This is a genomic window from Actinacidiphila acidipaludis, from assembly GCF_019890725.1.
Classification (GTDB): domain Bacteria; phylum Actinomycetota; class Actinomycetes; order Streptomycetales; family Streptomycetaceae; genus Actinacidiphila; species Actinacidiphila acidipaludis.
This window is the reverse complement of the sequence record NZ_JAINZZ010000033.1, coordinates 57,180-79,152: the sequence shown is the minus strand read 5'-3', so window position 1 is coordinate 79,152 and position 21,973 is coordinate 57,180. Positions and strand designations below refer to the sequence as shown.

Below are 21,973 nucleotides of genomic sequence, written 5' to 3'. Positions count from 1 at the left end.
GCGCACTCCTCCCAGCAGACCTCTTCGACCTTGCGCTCGACGTCGACCGAGGTGGTGTAGGCGCCCACCGTCATCGCGCCCTTCTCCCGGATGGTGCGGCGCAGCAGATCCAGTGCGGCGTCCGTGGAGTCCATCGCGACCGCGAAGGACACCGGCCCGAAGCACTCCGTCATGAACGCCGACTCCGCGTCCGGCTTGGCGCCGTCGAGCTTGACCAGGGCTGGCGTGCGCACGACCGCGTCCGGGAACTCGGGGTGGGTGACCGAGCGGGAGGCCAGGGCGACCTCGCCGATGCCGGGGGCGGCGTCCAGACGGGCCTTGACGTCCGGGTTCACCAGCGCGCCGAGCAGGGCGTTGGCACGGGCGTCGTCCCCGAGCAGGCCGTCCACGGCGGCGGCGATGTCGGCGACCACCTCGTCGTAGGAGCGCGGGCCGGCGTCAGTGGTGATGCCGTCGCGGGGGATGAGCAGGTTCTGCGGCGTGGTGCACATCTGGCCGCTGTACAGCGACAGGGAGAAGGCGAGGTTGGAGAGCATGCCGCGGTAGTCGTCGGTGGAGTCGATCACCACGGTGTTCACCCCGGCCTTCTCGGTGAAGACCTGCGCCTGGCGGGCGTTGGTCTCCAGCCAGTCGCCGAAGGCGGTGGAGCCGGTGTAGTCGATGACCTTGACCTCGGGCCGCAGGGCCAGGTTCTTGGCCAGGCCCTCACCCGGGCGGTCCACGGCCATGCAGACCAGGTCGGGCGAGAAGCCGGCCTCGGACAGCACCTGCCGGGCCACCGAGACGGTGAGCGCGAGCGGGAGCACGGCGCGCGGATGCGGCTTGACCAGGACCGCGTTGCCGGTCGCCAGGGAGGCGAACAGGCCCGGGTAGCCGTTCCACGTCGGGAAGGTGTTGCAGCCGATGACCAGGCCGATGCCGCGCGGCACCGCGGTGAAGGCCTTGCGCAGGCTCAGCGGGTCCCGCTTGCCCTGCGGCTTCACCCAGTCGGCGGTCTCCGGTGTGCGGACCTGCTCCACGTACGCGTAGGCCACCGCTTCGAGACCGCGGTCCTGGGCGTGCGGGCCGCCGGCCTGGAAGGCCATGGTGAACGCCTGGCCGGAGGTGTGCATGACGGCGTGGGCGAACTCGTGGGTCCGGGCGTTGATCCGGGCGAGGATCTCCAGGCAGACCAGCGCACGGGCCTCGGGCCCGGCGTCCCGCCACGCCGCCATCCCCGCGCGCATCGCGGGCAGCAGCACGTCCGGATCCGGGTGCGGGTACTGGATGCCCAGCTCCACGCCGTACGGGGAGCGCTCCTCGCCCGTCCACTCGTCCGTGCCCGGCTGGTCCAGGTCGAACCGGTGGCCCAGCAGCGCCTCGAACGCGGCACGGCCTTCGTCGGCGTCCGCGTACGCCTTGGGGTGCTCGGGGTAAGGAGACCAGTACGCGCGGGTCCTGGCGGCGTCGAGCGCCTGGTCGAGAGTGCCGCGGTGGCGCTCGACCAGCAGCACGGTGGACAGTTCGGCAGACATGGGACCAACTCCTCGTCGAGCTGGGCGAGTGGCGGAGACACCGATAGATTAACCGAATGTTCGGTCGGGACAAGGGGGACCTTCCCGGCCTGTGGACAACTTTCGGGACGCTCCTGAGTCCAGCCTGGACACCGGGACCTGATTCGCCAGGGAGTCGAGCAACCGTGACCGCACTTGACAGCAACAGCACCGTGGCCGTCGTCGGCGCCGGAACGATGGGCCAGGGCATCGCACAGGTCGCACTGCTGGCGGGCCACCGCGTGCTCCTCCACGACGCGCTGCCCGGGCGCGCCGCGGCGGCCGTGGACGGCGTCGGGGGGCGGCTGGACCGGCTGGTCGCCAAGGGGCGGCTCGGCGCGGCGGAGCACAAGGCGGCGCTGGCGCGTCTCGTGCCCGCGGAGGGCGTGGCCGACCTGGCGGGCGCCGCCCTGGTCGTGGAGGCGATCGTCGAGGACCTCGCCGTCAAGCAGAACCTGCTGGCGGAGCTGGAGAAGGTGGTCGGGGACGACTGCCTGCTGGCGACCAACACCTCCTCGCTGTCGGTCACGGCCGTCGCGGGCGGACTTCGGCTGCCCGGCAGGCTGGTGGGCCTGCACTTCTTCAACCCGGCACCGCTGCTGCCGCTGGTCGAGGTCGTCGCCGGGGCGGCCAGCGGCCCGTCGGCGGTGACCACCGCCTACGACACGGCGGCCGCCTGGGGAAAGACACCCGTGCGCTGCACCGACACCCCCGGCTTCCTCGTCAACCGCGTCGCCCGCCCCTTCTACGCCGAGGCCCTGCGCGTCTACGAGGAGCGCGCGGCCGATCCCGCCACGATCGACGCGCTGCTGACCGAGAGCGGCGGCTTCGCCATGGGCCCGTTCGCGCTGATGGACCTCATCGGGCAGGACGTCAACGAGGCCGTCACCCGATCGGTGTGGGAGGCGTTCTTCCGGGACCCCAAGTTCACCCCGTCACTGGCCCAGCGCCGGCTGGTGGAGTCCGGCCGGCTGGGCCGCAAGAGCGGGCGCGGCTGGTTCCCCTACGACCACGGCGCGGGCGTCGGCGACCCGGCGCCCGAGCCGCACACCGCCGCGCTCGCGGCCGCCCCCGCTCACGTCACGGTGCGCGGTGACCTAGGTCCCGCCCATGCGCTCGCCGAGCTGGCCGCAGAGGCCGGGATCGAGGTGCGCAGGGAGCCGGGGGCCGGGCGCGGCGAGATCGTGCTGCCCGCCGGAACGTCACTGCATCTGGTCGACGCCCGGCTGCCCGGCGAGCCGTCGATCCAGTTCGACCTGGCGCTCGACTACCGCACGGCGTCGAGGATCGGCATCGCGCCGTCCGCAGGGGTGCACGCCGACGCCGTCGCCCAGGCGACCGGCCTGTTCCAGGCGATGGGCAAGCGCGTCAGCGTCATCCGTGACGTGCCCGGGCTGGTGGTCGCCCGCACGGTGGCCATGCTGGCCGACCTGGCCCTGGATGCCGCCGCCAGGGAAGTGGCCTCCGCGCACGACATCGACACCGCGATGCGGCTCGGCGTCAACTACCCCATGGGCCCGCTGGAGTGGGGCGAGCTGCTGTCCGCGCCCTATGTGCGGGATCTGCTCGACGGCCTGCACGCCTGGTACCCGACGGGACGCTACGCGCCCGGCCCCGAACTGAGGCGGCGTGCGGCCGCGGCTGAAAATGTGATCTCCTCATGACCATGTCCAAGCGCGACACCTACACGCCCGAGACCCTGCTGGCCGTGGCCGTCGAGGTCTTCAACGAGCGGGGTTACGACGGCACCTCGATGGAGCATCTCTCGCGCGCTGCGGGCATCTCCAAGTCCTCCATCTACCACCATGTGCGCGGCAAGGAGGAACTCCTGCACCGCGCGGTCGGCCGCGCGCTGGAGGGCCTGTTCGGGATCCTGGACGAGCAGGGAGCCCGCGACGGCCGGGCCGTGGAGCGACTGGAATACGTCACCCGCCGTACGGCCGAGGTGCTGATGGACGAACTTCCCTACGTCACCCTTCTGCTGAGGGTCCGGGGCAACACCGCGACCGAGCGGTGGGCGATGGAGCGCCGCCGGGAGTTCGACCAGCGGGTGGCCGCGCTGCTGAAGGACGCCGTAGCGGAAGGCGATCTGCGAGCCGACGTGGATGTCCGGCTGGCCACGCGGCTGCTGTTCGGAATGATCAACTCGCTCGTGGAGTGGTACCGGCCGGAAGGCCGGGGGAGCACCGAGGCGGAGCAGGTCGTCGACGCCGTGGCGCGGCTGGCTTTCGACGGTCTGCGGACGTAGACGCCCACTGCTGTGACCTGGCGGTCCGTCGAAGGCGCGGTCCAGACCATTGACCGTCAGTGGTCGTGACCGTCAGGATCCGGCCATGCTGACGGCTGATCGTTCCTTCGCACGACTCCGCCCGCCGGCCGGCGCCCCCGCCCGCGCCGTGTCCGCCGCCGGAGTGGCCGTGTCGTTCCTGCTGCTCGCCGGCTGCGGCGGAGGGGGCGGGGACGCCAAGGCCACCGCCGCACCGAGCCCGGCCGCCGCGGCCGACGACTTCGGCTGCCTGTCACCCGAACAGGCCAAGACCGGCTCGGTGACCTTCCCGAGCTCCAGCGGGCAGGACGTCGAGGCCTACGTCACCGGCACCGGCCACACGGCGCTGGTGCTCACGCACCAGGCCGACGGCGACGTCTGCCAGTGGGTGCCGCACGCGATGGAGCTGGGCAAGGACGGCTACCGGGCCATCGCGGTCGATTCGGCCGGCGACGACGTCGCCGAGGTCACCGCCGCCGTGACGTACGCCCGATCCAAGGGCGCGACGAAGGTGCTGCTGGTCGGAGCGTCCAAGGGCGCCACGGCCGTGCTGTCGGCCGCCGGTTCGATCACGCCGCCGGTCGACGCCGTCGTCTCGCCGTCCGCTCCGGTCTCCTACGGGAGCATGGACGCCGGTTCGGCGGTCCCGAAACTGACGATGCCCGTCTTCTACATGGCATCCGACCTGGACTCCTCGTTCGCCGACGCGGCCAGGCAGCTCAGCAAGGCCACGAAGAAGGCCAAGGAGAACGACCTGACGATCGTCGACGGCACCAACCACGGCGTGAGCATGCTGAACGACGAGACCAACTACGGCAAGGTCAAGGCGTTCCTGAAGAAGTACGGCGGCTGAGCCCGGGCAGGGCCCGCGGCGCAGGCGGCTGACCGGGCCCGCCCGGTGCCGGCAGGTCAGCTGTCCGGCCCCGGCCGGTCGCCGAGGACCAGGTCGGTCTCCTCGAAGACCAGCAGCGTGCGGCTGCTCAGTACCTCCTCGATGGCCTGCAGCCGGGTCAGGACCAACTCGCGCAGACTGCGGTTGTCGACCGTGTGCACCAGCAGCAGAACGTCGAAATCGCCACTTACCAGGGCAATATGCACGACGCCCGGAAGAGTGACGAGTTTTTCGCGAACGGTCCGCCAGGAGTTCTGGACGATCTTCAGCGTGATGTACGCCGACGCGCCGTGACCCGCCCGCTCGTGGTCCACTCGAGCCGTGAAACCTCGGATCACCCCGTCCTCGATGAGCCGGTTGATACGGGCGTACGCGTTCGCCCGCGACACGTGCACCCGCTCGGCGACCGAACGTATGGACGCCCTCCCGTCCTCCTGCAGCAGGCGCAGGATCGTGCGATCGATCGGGTCCAGAGGTCGGACCGTCGGTTCCTCTTCGGCCATCTGTTCTCTCGCCATCCCCCCGCAGCTCCCTACCATGGACGTACTGGCTCCATCTCAGGCTGTGCAGAACCGTTTGTCCACAGGCCGAACGACCCCGTAGCCAAAATGCCTCCGGCGACCGAACAATCGGTTGGGAGAGCGAGACCCGCTCACGCCCGACCGCTCCAGGTCACCGACCACAAGGAGGTGCTCGCGATGACCGTGCTGGACACCCCTGCCTGGCGCCCCCGCACCGACGCCGCGCCGCTGCTGCCCGACCCCGAGCCGTTCCGGCTGCTGGGCACCCCCGAGGCCGCCGCCCTCGACCCGGCCCTGCTCAGGGCCCTGTACGGGCAGCTCGTCCGCGGCCGCCGCTACAACGCGCAGGCCACCGCGCTGACCAAACAGGGACGCCTCGCGGTCTACCCGTCGAGCACCGGCCAGGAAGCCTGCGAGATCGCGGCCGCGCTCGCGCTGCAGCCCCAGGACTGGCTGTTCCCCAGCTACCGCGACACCCTCGCCGTGGTCGCCCGCGGCGTCGACCCCGTCGAGGCGCTGACGCTGCTCCGCGGTGACTGGCACACCGGCTACGACCCGCACACCCACCGCGTGGCGCCGCTGAGCACCCCGCTGGCCACCCAGCTCCCGCACGCCGTCGGCCTCGCGCACGCAGCCCGGCTCAGCGGCGACGACGTGGTGGCCCTCGCCATGGTCGGCGACGGCGGCACCAGCGAGGGCGACTTCCACGAGGCGCTCAACTTCGCCGCCGTGTGGAAGGCGCCCGTGGTCTTCCTCGTCCAGAACAACGGCTTCGCCATCTCCGTGCCCCTGGCCAAGCAGACCGCCGCGCCCACCATCGCCCACAAGGCGGTCGGCTACGGCATGCCCGGCCGCCTCGTCGACGGCAACGACGCCGCCGCGATGCACCAGGTCCTCACCGAGGCCGTCGAACGCGCACGCACCGGCGGCGGCCCCACCCTCATCGAGGCCGTCACCTACCGGATCGACGCCCACACCAACGCCGACGACGCCACCCGGTACCGCGACGACAGCGAGGTCGCCGCCTGGCGGGCCCACGACCCGATCGCCGTGCTCGAACGCGAACTCACCTCCCGCGGCCTGCTCGACGACACCCTGCGCGACAGCACCGCCGCCGACGCCGAGGAGATGGCCGCGTCCCTGCGCGAGCGGATGCACAGCGACCCCCAGCTCGACCCCATGGACCTGTTCGCCCACGTCTACGCCGAACCGACGCCCCAACTGCGCGAGCAGCAGGCGCAGCTGCAGGCCGAGCTGGAAGCGGAGCGCCAGTCATGACGACCGCGACCCACGCCGCCGGGAGCACCGAGGCGTCCGCCAGCAAACCCGCCACCATGGCGCAGGCGCTCAACCAGGCGCTGCGCGACGCGCTGGCCGCCGACCCGGCCGTCCACATCCTGGGCGAGGACGTCGGCACCCTCGGCGGTGTCTTCCGGATCACCGACGGGCTCACCAAGGAGTTCGGCGAGGACCGCTGCACCGACACCCCCCTCGCCGAGGCGGGCATCCTCGGCACCGCCGTCGGCATGGCGATGTACGGGCTGCGGCCCGTGGTGGAGATGCAGTTCGACGCCTTCGCCTACCCGTCGTTCGAACAGCTCGTCAGCCACGTCGCGCGGATGCGCAACCGCACCCGCGGCGCCATGCCGCTGCCCCTGACCATCCGCATCCCCTACGGCGGCGGCATCGGCGGCGTGGAGCACCACAGCGACTCCTCCGAGGCGTACTACCTGCACACCCCCGGCCTCCACGTGGTCACCCCGGCGACCGTCGAGGACGCCTACGGGCTGCTGCGGGCCGCCATCGCCTCCGACGACCCCGTGGTCTTCCTCGAACCCAAGCGTCTGTACTGGTCGAAGTCCCAGTGGTCCCCGCAGGAGCCGGCCGAGGTCCCGCCGATCGGCAAGGCCGTGGTCCGGCGCCCCGGCCGCACCGCGACGCTCATCACCTACGGCCCGTCGCTGCCGGTCTGCCTGGAGGCCGCCGAGGCCGCCAAGGAAGACGGCTGGGACCTGGGCGTGGTCGACCTGCGCAGCCTCGTGCCCTTCGACGAGGAGACGGTCGCCGCCGTGGTCCGCGGCACCGGCCGCGCCGTCGTCGTCCACGAGTCGTCCGGCTTCGGCGGCGCCGGCGCCGAGATAGCCGCCCGGATCACCGAGCGGTGCTTCCACCACCTGGAGGCACCGGTCCTGCGGGTGGCCGGGTTCGACATCCCCTACCCGCCGCCGATGCTGGAACGGCACCACCTGCCCGGAGTCGACCGGATCCTCGACGCCGTGGGCCGCCTGCAGTGGGAGGAGGGGTGATGGCGGTCGTCAAGGAGTTCACCCTGCCCGACCTGGGCGAGGGACTCACCGAGGCGGAGATCGTCCGCTGGATGGTCGAGGTCGGCGAGGTCGTCGCCATCGACCAGCCGGTGGTCGAGGTCGAGACCGCCAAGGCCGTCGTGGAGGTGCCCTGCCCCTACGGGGGTGTGGTGACCGCCCGCTTCGGCGCGGAGGGCGACACTCTCGCCGTCGGCCGCCCCCTGGTGACCGTGGCCGTCGGTTCCGGTTCGGGCTCCGGCCCGGTGGACGGACCACCCGACGCCGAGGACGGGACCGACGAAGGTTCCGGCAACGTCCTGGTCGGCTACGGCACGGGAGCGGCCACCGCCCGCCGACGCAACCGTGTCCGTGCGGTCAGCGCCGCCGCCGGACACTCCCTGACGGGACCGCAGGCTCCCGTCGAGACCGGCACCCAGGTCGCCGAGCGTGCCACCGCGCCGGCCCCCGCGGCGACGGCCACGGCTCCGGCGGCCCTCGCCCCGCAGACGGCCGACGGCCCGGTCGCGGTGATATCGCCGCTGGTCCGGCGGCTGGCCCGGGACAACGGCCTGGACCTCAGGGCACTGGCCGGCTCCGGTCCGGACGGACTGATCATGCGCGCCGACGTCGAACGCGCATTGGCCGGCGCCCCCGGGAACGCCAACGGGGCAGGTCACGCCGGGACCGGCACCGCGCCGGCGCAGACGACCTCGGCACCCGCGAGCGCCGCGGACGGTGCCGAGCGTGTTCCGCTGCGCGGCATCCGCGGCGCCGTCGCGGAGAAGCTGTCGCGCAGCCGCCGCGAGATCCCGGACGCCACCTGCTGGGTCGACGCGGACGGCACCGAACTGCTCGCGACCCGGGCGGCGATGAACACCGCCCTGGCCGCGGCAGGAGCCGACTCCATACCCGTGCTCGCACTGTTCGCCCGCATCGTGACGGCGGCCCTGGCCCGGTACCCGGAGCTCAACGCCACGGTCGACACCGAACGCGCCGAGATCGTGCGGCTGCCCGCCGTGCATCTCGGGTTCGCCGCACAGACCGACCGCGGCCTGGTCGTGCCCGTCGTCCGCGACGCGCACACCAGGACCACGGCCGAACTGGCGGCGGAGATACGGCGGCTGACCGAGGCGGCCAGGAGCGGCACCCTGACGCCCGCCGACCTCACCGGAGGCACCTTCACCCTCAACAACTACGGGGTCTTCGGAGTGGACGGATCGACGCCGATCATCAACCACCCCGAGGCGGCGATGCTCGGAGTCGGACGGATCACGCCCAAGCCGTGGGTGCACCAGGGAGAGCTCGCGGTGCGGCAGGTGGTGCAACTGTCGTTCACCTTCGACCACCGGGTGTGCGACGGGGGAACGGCCGGCGGCTTCCTGCGGTTCGTCGCCGACTGCGTGGAGAACCCGGCGGTGCTGCTCGCCACGGTGTGAGGGCAGGCGCACCTCACCGCCCGGTGCCGATCGGTCGTCCCCTTCGGCCACCCCCGGCACCTCACCCCGGTGAGGCGCCGGAGGTGAGCAGCCGGGGACCCCACCGCAATCCGGCGGAGGCATACTCGCGGGCATGACGAGGAGCTACGACGCGCTGGTTCTGGCGGGCGGCGCCGCCCGGCGGCTCGGCGGGACCGACAAACCCGCCCTGCCGGTGGGCGGGCGTGCGCTGCTCGACCGGGTGCTCGCCGCGTGCGCCGACGCCCGGACCACCGTCGTCGTCGGCCCGCGGCGGGCCACCGCACGCCCCGTGCGATGGGCCCGTGAGGACCCGCCCGGCGGCGGCCCGCTGCCCGCGCTCGCCGCCGGCCTGGCCGCCCTCGACGCCGCGGACGGCTCCGGCACCGCCGACGCCCCCGAACAAGTGGTGCTCGTCCTCGCCGCCGACCTGCCGTTCCTCACCGGCACCACCACGGCCGCGCTGATCGAGGCCCTCAACGGCGACCGCGAAGGCGTGCTGCTCACCGACCCCGACGGGCGCGACCAGCCGCTGGCCGCCGCCTACCGGACCGAGGCGCTGCGCCGCGAACTGGCCCTGCTCAGAGCCGAACACGGCCACCTCAGCGGACTGCCGCTGCGCCTGCTGACCGGCGAACTGACGCTGCACCGGATCGCCGACCCGACCGGCGACGCGTCCTTCGACTGCGACACCTGGGAGGACGTGGCGGCCGCCCGCGCCCGGCTGGACGACGGAAACCCGGGGTGAGCCTCTCCGGCAAGGGCCCGGCGATCGGCGACCATAGGAAGGTGTTGGACGAATGGATCGCCGCAGCCAAGACCGAACTGGGCATCGACCTCGAGGTGGACACCGGTGTCCTGCTCGACCTGGCCCGTGACGCCGCGCACGGGGTCGCCCGCCCGGCGGCGCCGCTGACCACGTTCCTGGTGGGATACGCCGCCGCGCACGCCGGCGGAGGCCCCGACGCCGTACGGGAAGCCGCCGCCAAGGCCGCCGCCCTGGCGCAGCGCTGGGCCGACGAGCAGCCGGACGCGCCGTCGTCCGGAGAAGCGGACCGCGCGGGATGACCGCCCCCGGCGGTGACGCGGCCGACCGCGCACTCGACGACGCCCTGGCGCTGGCCAACGAAAAACGCCGCGCCGCCGGACCCGCAGGCCCGCCGGCCAACGACCCGCTCGCCGTCGCCCTCGGCCACGAACCGGCGTCCCGCCCCCAAGCCCCGGGCTCGCGCACCGCTCCCCTTGCGCCGACAACCCCCGGGCGGGCGACCGCACCCATGCCCCGCCCGGCAACCGGCCGCAGCGCCGCGGACCCCCTCGACGTGGCCCTCGGCGAGGACCAGGCCTCCGACCGCCGGAGCCCGGCTCCGGGCAACAGGAGTTCAGGGCGCGGGCGGTCGGGCAGGGACCCCTTGGCGGTGCTGTTCGGACAGGGCGACGACGACCAGTCGCCGCGTGGTCCGGCGGGCGACGACCGGCAGCGGCACGGCCAGGCCGCCACACCGGTGACCGGCCGCGATCAGGTGCCCGCGGAGGAGGAATTCCGAGTGGTGGAGTCCCTGCACGGCCGGAGTGGGCGGAGGGGCGCCGCGTCCGCGGACCCGGTGGACGTGGCCATGTCCCTGGACGACGAACCACGCCCTGCCGGACGGGACGCCCGAGCCGACCGCACCGCTCCCCCGGCCGCTTCGCCGCAGGACTCGCCCGGCCGTCCGAGCAGCAGCCGCACAGGAAAGGACGCCGCGACGGCCGGCACCTCGTCAGCCGAGCAGCCGTCAGGCGGCCGGCCGGCTCCGCCGCCCCGTGAGCACAACCATCGGGGCGAAGCGAAGACACCGCAGCCCGCGGCATCTTCGGGCCGCGGCCGGGACCGGCACGCACACCCCGCCACCCCATGGCCCGAGGCGCGCCGGATCGCGCGGCAGTGCGCCCGGCGCCTCGCCGCGCAGATCACGCCGCTGGGGGAGCAGGCGCTGGGGATGTCGCTGGCCCGCAGCCTCGTCGCCCTCACCGACCTGCCCTCCTTCGACTCCTCGGCCATGGACGGATGGGCCGTCGCCGGAGCCGGACCCTGGCTGATCAGGGGACAGGTCCTGGCAGGCCAGCAGCACCCCCGTGCCCTGCACGGCGGCCACGCCGTCCACGTCGCGACCGGCTCCGCGCTGCCCGCGGGCACCACCGCCGTCCTGCGCAGCGAGCACGGCCGCACCGAGGAACGCACCGACGGCACCTGGCTGCAGGTCCGGGCACCGCACCTCGCCCCCGCCCCCGGCCAGGAGATCCGGCACCGCGGACAGGAATGCCGCTCGGGCGACGAACTGCTCCCCGCGGGCACCCTCGTGACACCCGCCGTCCTCGGACTCGCGGCCGCCGCCGGGTACGACGAACTGACCGTCACCGCCCGGCCGCGCGTCGACGTTCTCGTCCTCGGCGACGAACTGCTCGACCGCGGACTGCCCAGGTCCGGGCAGGTGCGCGACGCGCTCGGCCCGATGCTGCCGTCGTGGCTGCGCGCGCTGGGCGCCGACGTTACCGGCGTCCGGCGCCTCGTGGACGACGCGGACGCCCTGCACGACGCGGTCACGTCGAGCACCGCCGACCTCGTCGTCACCACCGGCGGAACAGCGGGCGGTCCCGTCGACCACGTCCATCCCGTTTTGGCGGCGATCGGCGCGCGGTTGCTGGTCGACGGCGTGGCCGTACGCCCGGGACACCCCATGCTGCTGGCAGCGCTGCCGCCCGGCATCCCCGCGGGGGGCGGGCATCTCGTCGGACTGCCGGGAAATCCGCTCGCCGCGGTGTCCGGCGTGCTCACGCTCGTCGCCCCACTGCTGCGCGCACTCGGTGGATGTCCCACGCCCGCCCCGTACGCGGCGCCGCTGACCCAGGACGTGCACGGTCACCCGTCCGACACCCGGCTGGTCCCGGTGGTCTTCGACGACGAGTCCGCGGCCCGGCCCCTGCACTTCGCCGGCCCCGCCATGCTGCGCGGCCTGGCCGCCGCCGACGGCATGGCGGTGATCCCGCCAGGCGGCGCGCGGGCCGGGGACGACACGGCGGTCCTGGACACCGGGGTGCTGGGACCGGCCTGGGGGAGCGGCACGTAAGAGGGACCGGATGGCGCGACCGGGCCTCCGGGTGCGGGAGAAAGCACCGGCTCAGCAGGCCGGGGCAGTCACCGGGCGGTGTTCGGAGGGTCGGCGGTGGGGCGGTCAGGTTCGCGCCTGTCGTCGGCGTGGCGGGACGGGCTTCGGCAGGACGGGCTTCGGCAGGACGGGCTTCGACGGAACGGGCAGGGCGGGCCTGAGGGGACCGGCGCGGACGTCGGAAAGGGGAGCGTCGTACGCACTTGCCTCCTCGCCGCCCGCGCCGCGTCCGCAGTGCCTAGCCTGGAGACGGCACCGCCTGCCCTGCACGGAAGCCGGTCGCCTGCCGCGGGCTTCCGCCACCGCCGCGAAGGAGTCGCCATGGCCGCCCGGGTCAACGTGAGTGTCGACGCGCACCTCGCGATCGAGGTCATGCTCCTGACCGGTACGAGGAACCCGCAGGACGCCGTCGAACTGATCGTCCGCGACTACCTCGAGCGCGCCCAGCGCACCGAGGCCCGCACCGCCGACCCCGACGACGGCCGACGGACCAACGACGTGCAGCCGTACCGGCCCCCGGAGGGCTGAGGCGCGGCCAGCGCGGTCCCGTACCGCTGACGATTTGCCGACGGCTTTCGCAGCGTGACCTCGGCTTTCGCGCGGCGGTGCGGGACGACCGCGAGGCACGTACAACGCGCGGGCCTGTGTCCCACCGAGGCGCGACCGTCCCGGAGTAGCCTCGCCAGCATGTACGCGATCACGATTCCGCAGCCGGGCGGGCCGGCAGCGCTCACCTGGGCCGAGGTTCCCGATCCCGTGGCCGGCGAGGGCGAGGTGGTCGTCGAGGTGGCGGCCACCGCCGTCAACCGGGCCGACCTGCTCCAGCGTCAGGGTCACTACCCCCCGCCGCCCGGCGCGTCCCCGTACCCGGGCCTCGAGTGCTCCGGCCGGATCGCCGAGGTCGGACCGGGCGTACACGGGTGGGCCGTGGGCGACGAGGTCTGCGCGCTGCTGGCCGGCGGCGGCTACGCGCAGAAGGTCGCCGTGCCGAGCGGACAACTCCTCCCGATCCCCAAGGGGGTCAGCCTTGCCGAGGCGGCCGCGCTGCCGGAGGTGACGTGCACCGTCTGGTCCAACGTGTTCATGGTCGCCCACCTGCGGCCGGGCGAGACGCTGCTGGTGCACGGCGGTTCGAGTGGCATCGGGACCATGGCCGTGCAGCTCGGGAAGGCCGTCGGCGCGACGGTCGCGGTCACCGCGGGCACCGCCGCGAAGCTCGAAGCGTGCCGTGAGCTGGGCGCCGACATCCTGATCAACTACCACGAGGAGGACTTCACCGGGGCCGTCACCCCGGACGTCATCCTCGACATCGTGGGCGCGAAGTACCTGCAGCGGAACCTGGACACGCTCGCCGTCAACGGGCGCCTGGTCGTCATCGGCATGCAGAGCGGTTTCAAGGCCGAACTGAACCTGGCAACGCTGCTGTCCAAGCGCGCCGCCATCGCCGCGACCTCGCTGCGGCCGCGGCCCCTGGACGAGAAGGCCGCGATCGTCGCGGCGGTGCGCGAACACGTCTGGCCGCTCATCGAGGCGGGCGCGGTACGACCGGTCATCGACCGCACGATGTCCATCGCCGACGTCGCCGACGCACACCGGATCGTCGACGACAGCACGCACATCGGCAAGGTGCTGCTGACGCTCTGAGCGCGGGCGGTACCCGGCACTTTCTCGCTGAGGGCTGCGCCCGACGTCCCCTGGGGCTGGGCCCGGCACCGTCCCCTGGGGCTGGGCCCAACGTCTCATGGGCCCAGCTTCTTCCTCTCCTCATGACGCAACCTTGACCTGCGCCATCTGGTGCCCGGGATGCCGGAATTGCCGCCGCGTGTGACGCTGATGGCACACAGATTCCGGCGGAAGGCGGAGGCGTGCGGCGGACGGCGGGCGGTCGGAACTCAGGTCGATCGCCCGTACGCATCGCAGTCCGCGCCCCCGGGCGCATTGCGAACCGCGCCCCCGGGCGCATCGCGACCCGGACCCCCGTACGCATCGCGGCCCGCGCAGTGGCCCGGGCCGCTGCCCTCGTCCTGGTCGCCGGGTGTTGCGTGCTGGCGGCCGGTGCGCCGGCCGGGGCGGTGGAGCAACCAATGCCCGTGCCGTCGGGGCTGGCGCAACTGCCTCTCTCGGGGCGCTCCCTGGCACTTCCGCCACCGTTCTTCACGGTGGGCGGCCCCCTGGCGTTCGTGCCGCCGGTGCCGCATCCCGATGACCGGCCGAACGGGTCGGCGGGGCGGCCCAACGGCCCGGGGTCGGGGGTGGGACCGGGCGGAAACGTCCCGGGGGCTCCCCCCTCCCCCTCCCCCCCCCCCCCCCCCCCCCCCCCCCCCGCCCCTCCCCCCTCCGCCCAGCCGGGGCAGCCCGGCCGCCCGGGCGAGCCCGCCGAGCCCGTCCAGCCCGGCGGGCCGGACCGGCCCGGTCAGGCCGACGGTCAGGCGACCGTCGCCCCGCGACCGCCGGCAGTGCCGTCGCCCGTGAGCCCGGCGCGGCCGCCCGCGGCCGGTCCTTCGGTGACCGCGACGGCACCGGCGGGGCGCCGGCCGGGCCGCGAGGGGCCGTTGTTCGAGCGGCCCTACCGGAGCGGGCGGGACCAGCGGCCGGAACTGTCGCAGGTGCCGTCGGCGACCGTGCCCGCGGCGGCGCCGACGTCGGCCGCGTCGCGATCGCCGCAGGCGGATCCGGACTCGGACTCGGTGTACGGATCCGCGCGGCGCGTGATGCGGGTGCTGCCGCTCGGGGCCGGACTGGCGCTCGTCGGGCTCGGACTCGGTTTTCTGGGACTGCGGTTGAGAAGGGGATAACCGCTGGTGAACCCGGTTATGCATGCCGGTGGATTCGATCACCCGTTCGTGTGAAACCAGGTCCCGGAGCGGCGGTCGGCCTTGCTGGGGCGGGCCATACTCGGTATACATACTCAGTATGTCGATCCGTCACGGCCTGCTGGCCCTCCTCGAACTGGGGCCGCGCTACGGCTACCAGCTCCGCACCGAGTTCGAGTCGCGCACCGGGTCCACCTGGCCGCTGAACGTCGGTCAGGTGTACACGACGCTGTCCCGGCTGGAGCGGGACGGTCTCGTGGTGCCCGCGGGCGAGGACGACGCGGGGCACTCCCTGTACGCGATCACCGAGGGCGGGCGATCGGAGCTCCGGCATTGGTTCGCCAGCCCGGTCGACCGGGCGAGCCCGCCGCGCGACGAGCTGGCGATCAAGCTCGCGATGGCCGTCGGGGCGCCCGATGTGGACGTGCGGGCGGTCATCCAGGCGCAGCGGGTGCACACGATCAAGGCGATGCAGGACTACACGCGCCTCAAGGCCCAGGCGATGGAGGCGGTCACGCGGGGAGAGACCGCTCCGGACCGTGACGAGGTGGCCTGGCAACTGGTCCTTGACCAGCTGATATTCCAGGCCGAGGCCGAGGCGCGCTGGCTCGACCACTGCGAGACCAAGCTGGCCCGGCTCGCGGCGACGGGTCCTGCCTGGGCCGCCGGGCCGCAGCCGGGCGCGGCCGCGGATCCGCAGGGCGGGCCGGCCGGGCGGGCGGGCCGGGAGGCCGGGGCGGCGGGCAGGCCGGGAAAGCGGCGCTGAACGCGCCGTCCGGGCGGCCGACCACCGCCCGGGCAGAACGACCGAGTTGTTCGGCACGCCGGCGATCACCGGGCGGCGGCCGGGGGTTCACCCGCCTCCGGCCGCCGGTGCCACCAGTACACGACCAGGGGGAGCAGTTCTGATGTCCAGCACGAGCACACCGTCCGATCAGCCGGGTCCCGGCGACCGTCCGCGCGTTCCCGCGCAGGGCTCACCCTCCCGACCGTCCGCGCAGTCGGCACCGACCGCCTCCGCGTCGCCCTCTGCCGCGCGGTCGGGGCCGGAGCCCGTGCTGCGGTTGGAGGAGCTGACGCGCGTGCACGGCAGCGGGGCCACCGAGGTCCACGCGCTGCGGGGGATCGATCTCGACGTGTTCCCCGGTGAACTGGTCGCGGTGATGGGGCCGTCCGGTTCGGGCAAGTCCACGCTGCTGACGATCGCGGGCGGCCTGGATCTGCCGACGTCGGGGCGGGTGGTGGTCGAGGGCACGGATCTGTCGGCCGCGAGCCGCAAGGAGCTGGCGGCGCTGCGGCGGCGCAGCATCGGCTATGTCTTCCAGGACTACAACCTGATTCCGGCGCTGACCGCCGCGGAGAACGTGGCACTCCCCCGCGAGCTGGACGGTGTGTCCACACGGCGCGCCCGCAAGGAGGCGCTGGCCGCGCTGGAGGAGATGGGGCTGGGGCATCTCGCGGACCGGTTCCCGGACGAGATGTCGGGTGGCCAGCAGCAGCGGGTGGCGATCGCCCGTGCGCTGGTGGGTGACCGGCGGCTGGTGCTGGCCGACGAGCCGACGGGCGCGCTGGACTCGGAGACGGGTGAGGCGGTGCTGGCGCTGCTGCGGACGCGCTGCGACGCGGGGGCGGCCGGGGTGCTGGTGACGCACGAGCCGCGGTTCGCGGCGTGGGCGGACCGGGTGGTGTTCCTGCGGGACGGATCGGTCGTCGACATGACGCTGCGATCGTCCGCGGAGTCGCTGCTGACCGGTGGTGCGGCGTCATGAGCGGGTCGGGGGGTACGGAGGCGGGCCGTTTCCACGCGTGGCGGGCCGCCGTCCGGATCGCGCGGCGTGACGCGTGGCGCTACAAGGGGCGCAGCGCCCTGGTGCTGGCGATGATCGCGCTGCCGATCATGGGGGTGAGCGCGGCGGACATCACCGTCCGCAGCTCGGAGTTGACGAAGCAGCAGCAGGTCACGCGGGACATAGGGGCGGCCGACGCCCGGCTGGGCAGCGGGGGCATGGGTCATCGGCCGCTGGTGCAGTCGCCGGTGAACGAGGAGGCGCTGCCGGCGGACCAGAAGCAGGACGAGAGCGAGCAGGCGCGGGACGAGGCGGACTCCGACGTCGATCCGCGGACCGCGATCCCGGCGGGTGCGCGCTGGATCACCGACCAGAGCACCTATGCGCGGATCCGGACGCGTTCGGGGCTGCTGGACACGTCGGTGCGCGAGTTGAAGGCCGACGACCCGATCGCGGCGGGGATCGTCGACCTGGACCGGGGGCGGTTTCCGCGGTCGCCGGACGAGATGATCGCCACGCAGGCGCTGCTGAAGTCCAGTGGTCTGCATGTGGATTCGCTGGTGCGGGTGCGCGGCTTCGACCGGGCGTACCGGATCGTGGGGGCGTACGACCTGCCGAGTGAGCTGGGAGTCGAGGAGCTGACGGCGCTCCCGGGCGCGTTCATCGCGGGGTACACGAGCGCGATGAAGGCGGCGGGGTCGGCGTACGAGGGGCAGAACGGGCCGCCGTCGTATCTGGTGTCGCTGCCGGGCGGGTACTCGTGGCCGATGGTGATGCACGCCAACAGCCTGGGTGTGGTGGTGGAGTCGCGTGAGGTGCGTCTGCATCCGCCGGCCCGCGCGGACGTGCCGTTCTACCGGGTGGCGAAGACGTCGACCGGGGTCGTGCAGACCGGGGTGCAGAAGGCCGAGACGGTCGCCGCCCCGGTGACGGTGGGCGCGCTGGCGATACTCGAGGTGTGCCTGCTGGCCGGTCCGGCGTTCGCTGTGGGCGCGCGTCGTTCCCGCCGGCAGTTGGGGCTGGTCGGGGCGAACGGCGGTGACCGCCGGCACATCCGGGCGATCGTGCTGTCGGGTGGTCTGGTGATCGGTGTGGTCGCGGCCGTGACGGGCACGCTGCTGGGGCTGGCGCTGACGGCGCTGCTGCGCGGCTGGCTGGAGGAGTACGTCGGCAAGCGGTTCGGCGGACTAGCGCTGCGGCCGCTGGAGTTGGCGGCGATCGCGGGCCTGGCGGTGCTGACCGGGCTGCTCGCGGCGGTGGTGCCGGCGGTCAACGCGTCGCGGCAGAGTGTGCTGTCGTCGCTGACCGGGCGGCGCGGGGTGCGGCACGCGGGCCGGGTCATGCCGGTGATAGGCCTGGGCGCGGTGTGCCTGGGCACAGGCATCGCGGTGTTCGGTTCGACGCGGACCGACAGCGTCATGGTGGTGGGCCTGGGTTCGGGTGTCGCGGAGCTGGGTGTGGTGGCGCTGACGCCGGTGTTGGTGGGGGCGTTCGGCCGCTTCGGCCGGTGGCTGCCGACGGCCCCGCGGCTGGCGCTGCGGGACGCGGTGCGCAACCGGGGACGTACGGCGCCGGCGGTGGCGGCGGTGCTGGCGGCGGTGGCCGGTTCGGTGGCGGTCGCCACGTACGCGGCGAGCCAGGACCGCCAGGATCATGACGCGTACACGGCGCGAGCGCCCCGCGGGGTGTACGCGGTGAGCAGCGGCAGCGACGGGGGCCGTGAGCTGGGCGCGGTGCGGGCGGCGGTGGAGAAGCACTTCCCGGTGTCGGGCCGGGCGGACGTGTCGCGCCTGGTCTACGGGCCGAGGACGTGCGAGCCGCACAGTTACCAGTCGGGGTGCGGCGGTTTCGAGCTGCAGGTGCCGACCGCGAACCAGTGCCCGTCGGAGCGGGTGGACGACCCGACGCAGCTGAGCCTGGCGGAGCGGCGGTCGTTCGCCACGGACTGGCGCTGCGCCTACGGCGGCGGGCAGGTCGCGATGGACACCGAGGGCGATGTGACGGTCGGCGGGCCCGCGGTGCTGCACGCGCTGGGGATCCGTGACGGTGCCGCCGAGCGGGCGCTGGCCCGCGGCGAGACGGTGCTGTTCGACCGGCGTTACGACGATCACGGGTCGCTGCGGCTGCGGCTGATCACGGACATGGCGAAGCAGCAGACGGATGACCGGACGCCGTCGGGCGAGGTGCGGACGGTGCCGGTGCACGTGGCCGGGGAGCGGACGCCGTACGGGCTGGTCGCGGTGATGCCGCGGCAGGCGGCGCTGGCGGCGGGGTTCCGGACGGTGCCGTTCGGCTCGTACTACACGACGTCGCGGATGCCGTCGGGCGCGCAGCAGCAGGCGCTGGCCGGTGCGCTGGCGAACTTCGGTTCGGACGCCGAGACGTATCTGGAGAAGGGCTACCAGAGCAAGAACCACCTGGTGCTGCTGGCGCTGTCGATTTTCGCCGGACTGGTGACGGTGGGCGCGGCGGGGATCGCCACCGGGCTGGCGCAGGCCGACGCGGAGCCGGACCTGAAGACGCTCGCGGCGATAGGCGCGGCGCCGGGCGTGCGTCGCCGGCTGTCGGGTTTCCAGTGCGGGCTGATCGCCGCGATGGGCGTGGTGCTGGGGTCGCTGGCGGGGGTGCTGCCCGCTATCGGGTTGCGCCGGGCGCAACTGCGGGAGGAGTGGTCCACGTACCACACGGCGGTGGACAACGGCTGGGGCCGGGCGGACAGCCTGCCGCACGTGCCCATCGTGGTGCCATGGGGGACGCTGGTGCTGCTGATGCTGGCGGTGCCGCTGGGGGCGACGCTGCTGGCCGCGGCGGTCACCCGGGCTCGTCCGCAGTTGACCCGCCGCGCTGACGGATGACCCGGGTGCGGGACAATGGGCGCATGGAGATGCCGATGAACGAACGCTCGCCGGAGAATTCTCAGAACCCGCAGGTCCTGGTCGTCGGACCGGACGGTATGGCCCTGGGTGGCGCTTCCGGTGAGGGCGACGACGTCCGGGAGACCCCGGTGACGGAGATGGTCGAGCAGCCGGCGAAGGTCATGCGGATCGGCAGCATGATCAAGCAGCTCCTGGAAGAAGTGCGGGCCGCTCCTCTGGACGAGGCGAGTCGCGTGCGGCTGAAGGAGATCCACGCCAGTTCGGTCAAGGAACTGGAGCAGGGCCTTGCGCCGGAGCTGGTGGAGGAGCTGGAGCGGCTGTCGCTGCCCTTCACCAATGACAGCGTGCCCAGCGAGGCGGAGCTGCGGATCGCCCAGGCCCAGCTGGTGGGCTGGCTGGAGGGGCTGTTCCACGGCATCCAGACCGCGCTCTTCGCCCAGCAGATGGCGGCCCGCGCCCAGCTCGAGCAGATGCGTCGCGCCCTGCCTCCGGGGATCGGCGGTGGCGAGGAGGAGCCCCAGCCCGGCCGCCAGGGCCGCTCGGGTCCCTACCTCTAGTCCCGCCGGCAGTCGTCCGGTAGTCCGCCGTGGTCCTCCGGTAGTGCATCCGGCCTTTCAGGCACCGAGAACCGCGGGCCCCCTCCCAGCCGGGAGGGGGCCCGCGGTGTGCCGGGTCGGCGGTCGCGTCAGCTGGCGCCCTTGCCGGTGGACACCCAGATGGTGATCTTCTTGCCGGACTTCGGGTCGTAGTTGTCCAGGTACTTCGGTGACTGGTCGGTGACCGTGCCCTGTCCCCACTGCTGCTCGTCGACGTGCTTGATCGTGTAGTGCCAGTTGGCGGCGTTGAAGCAGGCCACGACCGAATCGACGTACAGGAACTGCACGTTGGGCATGGTGACGAGGTTCGGCTTGCCCGGGTTGATCAGGTCGTTGTGGGCGTTGGTGCACTGCGAGGCGTCGATGGTGCGGCTCTGGTCGCCCTTGACGACGCTGTCGGCGCCGGTGGTGCTGGTCGGCGCGGTGCTCGCGGTGGTGGTGGTCACCGGCGGGGTGGTGTCGGTGTTGTCGCCGGCGTCGTTCTTGCCGCCGCCCCCGGTCATCGCCACGATGATGACGATGATCACCGCGACCGCGGCGACGGCGATGATCGATCCGACGACCACGGGCGTGTTGCTGGAGCGTCCGCCCCCGGAGCCGTTGCCGCCGCCCGGCCCGGTGGGCCGCTGCTGCATGGGCGCCGGGGCGGGCGCCATGTTGTAGACGGGGGTGGGCGGCGGGGTCTGCGCGCCCTGCTGCGGGTAGCCGTAGGCGGACGGCGGCGGTGTGCCCGGGCCGTAGGGGCTCGGGGTCGGCGCGTAGGGGGTCTGGATGTGCGGCGGCGGGGTCTGCACCTGGCCGCTCGCGGGCGGGAAGACGGAGGCGGCGACGCCCTCGCCGCGTCCGGTGGCGGCGGCCGCGCCGGAGATCAGCGGCATGGTGTTGCGGGCGGTGCCGGCCAGTACGCGGTCGACCTCGTCGTGCATGGCGTCGGCGGTCGGGAAACGCTCCGCCGGGTTCTTGCGCAGCGCGCGCGCCACGAGCGCGTCGATGGCCGGGCCGAGCGCGGTGTTGAACGACGACGGCGTCGGCGGGGTCTCCTGCACGTGCTGGTAGGCCATCGCCAGCGGGGAGTCCGCGTCGAACGGCAGCCGCCCGGTGAGCAGTTCGAAGAGCATGCAGCCGACCGAGTACAGGTCGGAGCGCTCGTCGACGCCGCGGCCGAGGGCCTGCTCGGGCGACAGGTACTGCGGGGTGCCGACGACCATGCCGGTCTGCGTCATCGACGTCACACCGGACTGCATGGCCCGGGCGATGCCGAAGTCCATCACCTTGACCACGCCGCGCCTGGTGACCATCACGTTGCCGGGCTTGATGTCGCGGTGGACCAGGCCCATCTCGTGGCTGACGGCCAGGGCGGCGAGCACGTCCCCGGTGATCTTCAGCGCCTTGTCGGCGGGCATCGCCCCGAACTGGGCGATGTCGGCGGCCAGCACGTCGCCGAGCGGCTTGCCCTCGACGTACTCCATGACGATGTACGGCACGAGCTGGCCGTCGATCGTGTCCTCGCCGGAGTCGAAGACCGAGACGATGTTGGTGTGGTTGAGCTTGGCCACGGACTGCGCCTCGCGGCGGAACCGCTCGCGGAAGGACTGCTCGTTGCCGAGGTTGGTGTGGAGGGTCTTGACGGCCACCGGACGGTCGAGCACCGTGTCGTGTGCCAGGTGCACGGACGCCATGCCGCCCTGGCCCAGCAGATCACGCAGCACGTACCGTCCGCCGCCGACCGAGCGTCCCGTGTACCCGCCGCTCTGCGTGGCGTCCCCGCTCATCAGTACCGCTAC

The 21,973-nt window shown here is 73.3% G+C and carries 16 protein-coding genes and 1 pseudogene; 14 read left to right on the top strand and 3 right to left on the bottom strand.

Translation table 11 applies throughout. The features are described from left to right. Positions 1 to 1,514, bottom strand: a 1,514-nt coding sequence (gene paaN, locus K7862_RS23630; protein WP_222965780.1) for a phenylacetic acid degradation protein PaaN, incomplete at its 3' end; no start/stop codon positions are given. Between the two features lie 164 nt (positions 1,515 to 1,678). Between paaN and K7862_RS23625 the strand changes: the two genes are divergently transcribed. From K7862_RS23625 to K7862_RS23615, 3 genes are all read left to right on the top strand, one after another. After that, positions 1,679 to 3,196 (top strand): 3-hydroxyacyl-CoA dehydrogenase, encoded by a 1,518-nt coding sequence (locus tag K7862_RS23625; RefSeq protein ID WP_222965778.1) that lies wholly within the window; start codon positions 1,679 to 1,681, stop codon positions 3,194 to 3,196. Beyond that, positions 3,193 to 3,780, top strand: coding sequence for a TetR/AcrR family transcriptional regulator (locus K7862_RS23620; RefSeq protein ID WP_222965776.1), 588 nt, complete (start codon positions 3,193 to 3,195; stop codon positions 3,778 to 3,780). Before K7862_RS23625 ends, K7862_RS23620 begins: the two co-directional genes overlap by 4 nt. An 85-nt stretch (positions 3,781 to 3,865) precedes the next feature. Next, complete coding sequence (locus tag K7862_RS23615; RefSeq protein ID WP_222965774.1) at positions 3,866 to 4,651, top strand: alpha/beta hydrolase family protein; 786 nt, start codon at positions 3,866 to 3,868, stop codon at positions 4,649 to 4,651. A gap of 56 nt (positions 4,652 to 4,707) precedes the next feature. Here K7862_RS23615 and K7862_RS23610 read toward each other — a convergent pair whose 3' ends face one another. Continuing rightward, a complete protein-coding gene (locus K7862_RS23610) occupies positions 4,708 to 5,208 on the bottom strand; it encodes an Lrp/AsnC family transcriptional regulator (protein ID WP_222965772.1) in 501 nt (166 codons plus the stop codon). 180 nt (positions 5,209 to 5,388) lie between these two features. On the opposite strand from K7862_RS23610, the gene pdhA reads away from it, so the two are divergent. The 11 genes and pseudogenes from pdhA (at position 5,389) to K7862_RS23555 (ending at position 20,150) form a co-directional block, all read left to right on the top strand. Further along, on the top strand, positions 5,389 to 6,489 hold the full coding sequence (gene pdhA, locus K7862_RS23605; RefSeq protein WP_222965770.1) for a pyruvate dehydrogenase (acetyl-transferring) E1 component subunit alpha: 1,101 nt from the start codon (positions 5,389 to 5,391) through the stop codon (positions 6,487 to 6,489). Then, positions 6,486 to 7,517 carry an alpha-ketoacid dehydrogenase subunit beta gene (locus K7862_RS23600; RefSeq protein WP_222965768.1) on the top strand — a complete coding sequence of 344 codons (1,032 nt, stop codon included), beginning with the start codon at positions 6,486 to 6,488 and terminating at the stop codon, positions 7,515 to 7,517. The genes pdhA and K7862_RS23600 overlap by 4 nt, the downstream gene beginning before the upstream one ends. Further along, the gene (locus K7862_RS23595; RefSeq protein ID WP_222965766.1) at positions 7,517 to 8,953 is read left to right on the top strand and encodes a dihydrolipoamide acetyltransferase family protein; all 1,437 of its coding nucleotides are present in this window, start codon (positions 7,517 to 7,519) and stop codon (positions 8,951 to 8,953) included. The genes K7862_RS23600 and K7862_RS23595 overlap by 1 nt, the downstream gene beginning before the upstream one ends. A gap of 133 nt (positions 8,954 to 9,086) precedes the next feature. Then, positions 9,087 to 10,039, top strand: a pseudogene (locus tag K7862_RS23590) (NTP transferase domain-containing protein). A 548-nt stretch (positions 10,040 to 10,587) separates the two neighbouring features. Continuing rightward, positions 10,588 to 12,078 (top strand): molybdopterin-binding protein, encoded by a 1,491-nt coding sequence (locus K7862_RS23585; RefSeq protein ID WP_262413677.1) that lies wholly within the window; start codon positions 10,588 to 10,590, stop codon positions 12,076 to 12,078. Positions 12,079 to 12,438: 360 nt separating this feature from the next. Further along, positions 12,439 to 12,645 (top strand): DUF2191 domain-containing protein, encoded by a 207-nt coding sequence (locus K7862_RS23580; RefSeq protein WP_222965764.1) that lies wholly within the window; start codon positions 12,439 to 12,441, stop codon positions 12,643 to 12,645. A gap of 159 nt (positions 12,646 to 12,804) precedes the next feature. Next, a complete protein-coding gene (locus K7862_RS23575) occupies positions 12,805 to 13,761 on the top strand; it encodes an NAD(P)H-quinone oxidoreductase (protein ID WP_222965762.1) in 957 nt (318 codons plus the stop codon). A gap of 1,269 nt (positions 13,762 to 15,030) precedes the next feature. After that, positions 15,031 to 15,696 carry a PadR family transcriptional regulator gene (locus K7862_RS23570; protein WP_222965760.1) on the top strand — a complete coding sequence of 222 codons (666 nt, stop codon included), beginning with the start codon at positions 15,031 to 15,033 and terminating at the stop codon, positions 15,694 to 15,696. Between the two features lie 289 nt (positions 15,697 to 15,985). Next, entirely contained in the window at positions 15,986 to 16,699 is a 714-nt protein-coding gene (locus tag K7862_RS23565; RefSeq protein WP_308012138.1) for an ABC transporter ATP-binding protein, read from the top strand. Beyond that, entirely contained in the window at positions 16,696 to 19,572 is a 2,877-nt protein-coding gene (locus K7862_RS23560; RefSeq protein WP_262413666.1) for an ABC transporter permease, read from the top strand. The genes K7862_RS23565 and K7862_RS23560 overlap by 4 nt, the downstream gene beginning before the upstream one ends. Before the next feature lie 23 nt (positions 19,573 to 19,595). Continuing rightward, a complete protein-coding gene (locus tag K7862_RS23555) occupies positions 19,596 to 20,150 on the top strand; it encodes a bacterial proteasome activator family protein (protein WP_222965756.1) in 555 nt (184 codons plus the stop codon). A 128-nt stretch (positions 20,151 to 20,278) separates the two neighbouring features. On the opposite strand, the gene K7862_RS23550 is transcribed toward K7862_RS23555, so the two are convergent. Next, entirely contained in the window at positions 20,279 to 21,961 is a 1,683-nt protein-coding gene (locus tag K7862_RS23550) for a protein kinase domain-containing protein (RefSeq protein WP_222965754.1), read from the bottom strand. Positions 21,962 to 21,973 lie beyond the last annotated feature (12 nt).